Genomic DNA, 209 nt, shown 5'->3' with positions numbered 1-209 from the left:
CGGACCATTCCAGCCACCGGCGCCGCCCACGCCACCGGGACCACCCTGGCCACCTGGACCATTCGAGCCACCAGCGCCGCTCGGGCCACCGGAACCACTCTGGCCACCGGGACCACCCTGGCGACCAAGACCACCATGGCCACCGGCACCACCCTGACCACCCGGACCATTCCAGCCACCGGCGCCGCCCACGCCACCGGGACCACCCT

Annotated in this window: 1 protein-coding gene; it reads left to right on the top strand. The window is 73.7% G+C overall.

The genetic code is table 11. The features are described from left to right. On the top strand, positions 1-209 hold a 209-nt coding region (locus tag GTW67_RS35260), incomplete at both ends, for a hypothetical protein (RefSeq protein WP_161168786.1).

Origin of the sequence: Streptomyces sp. SID5910, from assembly GCF_009862125.1 — a bacterium.
In the GTDB taxonomy this organism is placed as follows: Bacteria; Actinomycetota; Actinomycetes; order Streptomycetales; family Streptomycetaceae; genus Streptomyces.
This window is presented reverse-complemented; position numbering and strand designations above follow the sequence as displayed.